Source organism: Psychrobacter glacincola, from assembly GCF_904846215.1.
In the GTDB taxonomy this organism is placed as follows: domain Bacteria; phylum Pseudomonadota; class Gammaproteobacteria; order Pseudomonadales; family Moraxellaceae; genus Psychrobacter; species Psychrobacter glacincola.
Genome location: NZ_CAJGZK010000096.1, coordinates 1 through 587 on the forward strand (window position 1 = coordinate 1; position 587 = coordinate 587).

The window sequence follows — 587 nt, forward strand, 5'->3', positions numbered from 1 at the left end:
TCTTATGACCAGTGCTAAGAGCTTGGCAGGTGGTTATCCTATTTCTGCCGTTATTGGTCGTGCCGATATTATGGATGCCCCGCAAGTAGGTGGCTTGGGTGGTACTTATGCTGGCAACCCACTTGCTTGTGTAGCCGCTTTAGCAGTCATCGAAGTCATCGAAGAGGAAAACCTACTTGAGCGTAGTATTGAAATTGGCGACAAAATTGAGTCATTTTTAAAGGGCTTAAACTTAAGTAGTATCGGACATATTCGCCATAAAGGCGCCATGCTCGCGTTTGAATTAATCGATAGTGATGGTAAGCCTGACGTTGAAGCGACGACTAACCTAAAAGCGAAATCATTTGAGCAAGGTTTGTTACTAGCATCTTGCGGTATGCATGGCAATGCCATTCGTGTGATGGTGCCATTGACGGTTGAAGATGAAGTGCTACAAGAAGGTCTTGATATCATCAAAGGTATTTTGACTGCCTAAGTATTTGATAGCTTAAAGGATAACAAGTGCTAAAGGTTAGGCTGTGTTTATAGTCAAATCCTAAGCAGTGTTGGTACAACGGCGCCTTGCAAGTCAAGACGCCGTTGTTGTC

General features: G+C 44.0%; 1 protein-coding gene. It reads left to right on the top strand.

The window, feature by feature from the left end; translation table 11 throughout:
* The coding region (locus JMW90_RS13595) for an aminotransferase class III-fold pyridoxal phosphate-dependent enzyme (protein ID WP_201564774.1) at nucleotides 1-475 on the top strand (475 nt) is incomplete at its 5' end.
* Nucleotides 476-587: the final 112 nt, after the last annotated feature.